Raw genomic sequence first — 5,330 nt, forward strand, 5'->3', positions numbered from 1 at the left:
GCCTTCCTCGGGGCCGCCGTCGACGACTATCTGCGTGCATATGACCTTACGACGGGCAAGCAGCTCTGGCGCGCGAGGCTGCCGGCCGGCGGCCAGTCGACACCGATGACCTACACCGTCGCCGACGGCCGCCAGTTCGTGGTCATCGTCGCCGGCGGCCACGGCTCGGTCGGTACCAAGCCGGGCGATTATGTGATGGCTTACACGCTGCCCAAGTAGACGAGGACATCCAATCGCGCCGGCCTTTTTTCGCCGAGCACGTGGCCAAGCGCCTGCAGCGACGACAGCAAGCGCCGCCTCAGCCAGCCGCTACGCCGGCGGCCATCACGTTCCCGCCATTCCCCTTTTTGCCGTTCGGACCGGGCGGGGCCGCTCCGCAGTTTCCCGTCCCACCGTGACAGCACCATCAACTTTTTCGGAATGACCAAAATGTGATGGATGCAGAAGCCACCGGCAATCGTCATGGTCGAAGTTCGGATCGAGTGCCGTTGTCGCCGGCGGATGACTGGACCGTGCGCGTTCTAACCCTATCTTGCGCGTCAAACAGTCGTCGAGGAGAGCCATGACCGAACCTGTCGCCAAGCCTGTCGTCACACAGCCCATCATCACTCAGGCGATGATCGATGCCTATGACGAATATACGCATCTGACGCTCGACCGGCGGCGCTTCATGGAGCAATTGACTCGGCTCGCTGGATCGGGCGCCGCGGCCGCCGCGATCGCGCCGATGCTGGCTGCGAATTCGGCCAAGGCGGCGATCGTCGCCGAGAACGATCCGAGGGTGAAGGGCGAGGACATCACCTATCCCGGCAGCCGCGGCGAGATGAAGGGCTATCTGGTCAAGCCGGCGAATCACTCCGGCAAACTCGGCACGGTGATCGTCGTCCATGAGAACCGGGGGCTCAATGGGCATATCCGCGACGTCGCCCGGCGCGTGGCGCTGGAAGGCTTCGTCGCGCTGGCGCCGGACTTCCTGTCGCCGCTCGGCGGCACGCCAGCCGACGAGGACAAGGCGCGCGACATGTTCAGCAAGCTCGATGCTGCCCAAGTCGCGGCCGACGGCGTAGCCACGGTCGCCTATCTCAAGGCTTACCAAGACAGCAACGGCAAGGTCGGGGCGGTCGGCTTCTGCTGGGGCGGCGGCACGGTGAACACGCTCGCCGTCAATGCGCCGGACCTCAGCGCCGGCGTCGCCTATTACGGCATGCAGCCGAAGGCCGAGGATGTGCCGAAGATCAAGGCGGCGCTGCTGCTGCATTATGCCGGGCTGGACGAGCGCATCAATGCCGGCATCGACGCCTACAAGAAGGCGCTCGACGCCGCGCATATCGAATACACCGTCTATGTCTATGACGGCGCCAACCACGCCTTCAACAACGACACCTCGGCCGCGCGCTACGACAAGAAGGCGGCCGATCTGGCCTGGGGGAGGACGGTCGCCTTCCTTAAGGAGAAACTGGCCTGAGGTGTGTTGATATTCAGGTGAGCCCGGCCTGCGAATGGCGGCTTCCTGCGCTTCCGGTGCTCACGTACTTCAAAGTACGCTCCGCTCCGGTTCTCGGAATCCACCATTCTCGGCTCGGCCTGACCTGAAGCTCAACACACCTCGACGGCGGCGGATCACTCCGGCGCTGGCTTGTGCATGGCGACGCCCGCCACAACCAGCGCGATGCCGAGGCAATCGGTGAGGCTCGGAACCTGCCTGAGCACGACCACGCCGATCAGGGTCGCGGTGAGCGGCAAGAGCGATAGCATGAGCGCGAAGCTCGCGCGCGCCAGCCGCGCCATGGCGAGCTGATCGCAAATGTAGGGGATGACGGAGGAGCAGAGGCCGACGCCGATACCGGCGATCAGCAGTTGCGGCGCCGAGAAGGCTGGCAGCGCCTCGCTGAAGCCGACCGGCAGCACGACGAGCAAGGCGATCGCCATGGCGGTGCCGAGGCCGGCGATGCCGAGGCCAGTTCGGGCGATGCGGTGGCCCAAAACGATATAGCCGATGAACAGCGCGCCGTTGAGAAAAGCCCAGAACAGGCCGACGGGATCGCTCGACCACTTGACATCGATGAGCAGCAACGTGCCGGCGACAGCGATGGCGAGCGCCGCGAAATTGCGCGGGGTTCTGAGGCCGACCATCGCGACGCCTATGGTGCCGACAAATTCGATCGCGGCGACTAGCGAGATCGGCAGGCGGTCTAGAGCCAGATAGAAGGCGCAGTTCATCACCGCCAGGCAGGCGCCGAAGGCCAACAGCAGCAGGCGGGCCGAGCGGTCGGCGCGCGTGAAAACCGCCCATGGCCTGGTAAGCGGCGCGAAGACGAGCGCGGCCGTGGCGATGCGCAGCCAGGCCATGCCGAGCACGCCGACCTGAGCGAACAGCAGCACGGCGAAGGCCGGCCCAAGATAGTGGAAGATCGCGCTGACGCAGAACCAGACATGCGGCGGCACCGCATCGGCCAGTCCGGCGAGGGCAGGGCGTGCAGCGTCGGTGTCGCTGCCGGCCCGGTTTGTCGGACGAACTTGCGCTTCAGAATTCATAGGGTCATTATCGCAGGCGAACTTCGCGACTTATATGGATGATGCACGGCTCCGATCGCCGTTCACCTTCTGAAGAAAAGAGAATTATTCTGAAACGCCTTCGAAATGAAAATGGCGAGCTGGATGCGGCGGACCTGAAAATCCTGCGACTCCTGGAAAAGGATGCGCGCACCAGCACGGCGGAACTGGCGCGCGCCGTCGGGCTCTCGGCGCCGAGCGTGGCCGAACGCATTCGCAAGCTGCAGGAGAATGGCGTGATCGAAGCCTATACGGTGAAGATCAATCCGACGGCGCTCGGCATGAAGCTGTCGGCATGGCTGCGAATCAGGCCGGTCCCGGGGCAGCTTGCCGTGGTGGCCGGGATCATTCGCGACCTGCCGGAAATCGCCCAATGCGACCGAGTGACCGGCGAGGATTGCTTCATCGCGCTCGCGCATGTCGGCTCGGTGGCCGAGTTGGAGCGGGTGATCGACAAAATTATTCCCTATGCGATGACCAACACCGCCATCATACAGTCGTCGCCGGTCGAGGCGCGCTCGCCGCTTGGCAGTTTAAGGGAGCGCTGAAGGCTCAGTGTGACCGCGTCTGATGCGCGCCTGCTTGAGAATCGCGCGCCAGCGGATCATGTCGAAGGGGATGGGCTCGTTGTTATTGGCGATGTGGAAGATCTCGTTGTTGACGTTCTTCAACGATCGCCAGAAATCATAGTCGGTGATGCGCGGATCGGCCGCCAACCGCTCCACTTCGACCTTGATGTCGGTTTTCATGCACTGTCCTCGCACCGCATTCCGCCTGCCGCCCGCGCGTAAACCCGGTGCGGCGGTTTTCGAACGCGCCACTGAGTCGTTCAACAGACTCAATCGGCTTGTTCACGTTAAAACCTTGGTAAGGTTAACGCGGGTGTGCGGGTTTTCAAGCGCTCTTGCGTTTGATGCCGATCGAACGGCCGGCACGCTCCGGCATCGGCAACGCGGCGTGGGCGGCGCGCATGGCTTCAACCTGTGCCATCACATCGGCCGGGAAGGGAGCGACCCTCGGCCCGGCCATGTCGACATGCAGCGCAAGCTGCTCGGACGTCGCGGCCAGCCAGCCATCGACGTGGCGAATCTCCTGATAGGCCCTCAGCCGCTTCTCGTCGTGGTCGATGAGCTGGAACGAGACCTTCACCTTGTGGTCGAGGTGAAGCTCCTGCACGTAGCAGACATGGACTTCCGCCGTGTAGATGGTGAGGCGGCGGTCCCTGGCATAGTTCGGTCCCATGCCCATCAGCTCGAACGCTTCGTCCGAGCAGCGGTCGAACAGCACGTTGTAATAGGCCATATTGAGATGGCCGTTATAGTCGATCCAATCCTTCTCGATCGCCATCGGCTTGGAAATGATCGGCGCGGTCATCGTCATCTGGTTTTCCTTGATCGTCGCTGGACAGGGCCTGGCTGGTGAGGTTCTCTTCGCTCTGGCGCAATTCCGGTGCTTCACTCTTTTCCTGGAATTGCTTTAGGCATCATCCATAGCTGCATTACAAGAGTGGCCGCTGGTCCATTCGCGGAGGAATTCATGGCTTTGAGCGACCTCAACCCCGTCGAGCGCAACGAGAAAGGCATCGCCGCCGCACTCGGCATCCTCAAGCAGCGGTTCGGCGAGCGTTTTCAGACCGGCGAGGCGATCCGCGACCAGCATGCGCACACCACCACCTACATCCCGACCCAGGCGCCGGACGGCGTCGTCTTCGCCGAAACCACGCCGGAGGTGCAGGAGATCGTGCGCACCTGCGCCGCGCACCGCGTCCCGGTCATCGCCTTCGGCGTCGGCTCCTCGCTCGAGGGCCACACCAATGCGCCGGGCGGAGGCATATCCATCGACACCTCTCGCATGAACCGCATCCTCTCGGTCAATCCGCAGGATCTCGACTGCACGGTCGAGCCCGGAGTGACACGCGAGGATCTTAACCGCCATTTGCGCGACACCGGCCTGTTCTTCCCGATCGACCCCGGCGCCAATGCCTCGCTGGGCGGCATGGCGGCAACACGGGCGTCGGGCACCAATGCCGTGCGCTACGGCACGATGCGCGACAACGTGCTGTCGCTGACGGCGGTGATGGCCGACGGCGAGGCAGTGACGACCGGCAAACGGGCGAAGAAAAGCTCGGCCGGCTACGACTTGACTCGGCTCTTGGTCGGCTCGGAAGGCACGCTCGGCATCATCACAGCACTGACGCTCAGGCTGCAGGGCATTCCGCAGGCGATCTCCGGTGGCGTCTGTCCGTTCCCGACCTTGGAGGCCGCATGCACCGCAGTGATAGCGACCATTCAGATGGGCATCCCGGTGGCGCGCATCGAACTGGTCAACGCGTTGCAGATGCGGGCGATGAAGAGTTATTCGAAGCTCGACTATCCCGAGAGCCCATGCCTTTTCGTCGAATTCCACGGCAGCGACGCCGGTGTCGCCGAACAGGCCGAGACTTTCGGGATGATCGCCGAGGAGAATGGCGGCGGACCGTTCCTGTGGACCAGCGTCGCCGAGGAGCGGACGAAGCTCTGGAAGGCGCGGCACGACGCCTACTGGTCGTCGCTGACGCTGCGCCCCGGCGCCAAGGGGCTTTCGACCGATGTCTGCGTGCCGATCTCCCGGCTTGCCGGATGCGTCACCGAGACCGAAGCCGACATTGCCGAAATGGGCCTGATCGCGCCGATCGTCGGCCACGCCGGCGACGGCAATTTCCATGTGCTGGTGCTGATGGATGTCGACAGCCCGCAGGAGATCGCACTCGCTGAAAAATTCGTCGCGCGGCTCAACAT

8 protein-coding genes are annotated in these 5,330 nt (G+C 63.7%); 4 read left to right on the forward strand and 4 right to left on the reverse strand.

The annotated features are described in order from the left end of the window. The coding region (locus EOA60_RS17180) for a PQQ-binding-like beta-propeller repeat protein (RefSeq protein ID WP_164899363.1) at nucleotides 1–219 on the forward strand (219 nt) is incomplete at its 5' end. Here the strand turns inward: EOA60_RS17180 and EOA60_RS17185 are convergent. Continuing rightward, nucleotides 201–464: a hypothetical protein gene (locus EOA60_RS17185; protein ID WP_095824903.1), complete on the reverse strand. Its 264-nt coding sequence runs from the start codon at nucleotides 462–464 to the stop codon at nucleotides 201–203. The two genes, EOA60_RS17180 and EOA60_RS17185, sit on opposite strands and share 19 nt — an antisense overlap. A gap of 98 nt (nucleotides 465–562) precedes the next feature. Here EOA60_RS17185 and EOA60_RS17190 point away from each other — a divergent pair, with 98 nt between their 5' ends. Further along, the gene (locus EOA60_RS17190) at nucleotides 563–1,465 is read left to right on the forward strand and encodes a dienelactone hydrolase family protein (RefSeq protein ID WP_095824902.1); all 903 of its coding nucleotides are present in this window, start codon (nucleotides 563–565) and stop codon (nucleotides 1,463–1,465) included. 155 nt (nucleotides 1,466–1,620) lie between these two features. Here the strand turns inward: EOA60_RS17190 and EOA60_RS17195 are convergent, their stop codons facing one another. After that, complete coding sequence (locus EOA60_RS17195) at nucleotides 1,621–2,535, reverse strand: DMT family transporter (RefSeq protein ID WP_095824901.1); 915 nt, start codon at nucleotides 2,533–2,535, stop codon at nucleotides 1,621–1,623. A 41-nt stretch (nucleotides 2,536–2,576) separates the two neighbouring features. On the opposite strand from EOA60_RS17195, the gene EOA60_RS17200 reads away from it, so the two are divergent. Continuing rightward, nucleotides 2,577–3,101 (forward strand): Lrp/AsnC family transcriptional regulator, encoded by a 525-nt coding sequence (locus EOA60_RS17200; protein WP_245322406.1) that lies wholly within the window; start codon nucleotides 2,577–2,579, stop codon nucleotides 3,099–3,101. Here the strand turns inward: EOA60_RS17200 and EOA60_RS17205 are convergent. Both EOA60_RS17205 and EOA60_RS17210 read right to left on the reverse strand, forming a co-directional pair. Further along, the gene (locus tag EOA60_RS17205) at nucleotides 3,087–3,302 is read right to left on the reverse strand and encodes a hypothetical protein (protein WP_067323171.1); all 216 of its coding nucleotides are present in this window, start codon (nucleotides 3,300–3,302) and stop codon (nucleotides 3,087–3,089) included. The two genes, EOA60_RS17200 and EOA60_RS17205, sit on opposite strands and share 15 nt — an antisense overlap. 145 nt (nucleotides 3,303–3,447) lie before the next feature. Next, nucleotides 3,448–3,933, reverse strand: coding sequence for a thioesterase family protein (locus EOA60_RS17210; protein WP_067323174.1), 486 nt, complete (start codon nucleotides 3,931–3,933; stop codon nucleotides 3,448–3,450). Nucleotides 3,934–4,089: 156 nt separating this feature from the next. On the opposite strand from EOA60_RS17210, the gene EOA60_RS17215 reads away from it, so the two are divergent. Beyond that, nucleotides 4,090–5,330: FAD-binding protein (locus EOA60_RS17215; RefSeq protein ID WP_128311655.1), on the forward strand; the 1,241-nt coding region annotated here is incomplete at its 3' end.

It is taken from the genome of Mesorhizobium sp. M1A.F.Ca.IN.020.06.1.1 (assembly GCF_004023265.1).
In the GTDB taxonomy this organism is placed as follows: Bacteria; Pseudomonadota; Alphaproteobacteria; order Rhizobiales; family Rhizobiaceae; genus Mesorhizobium.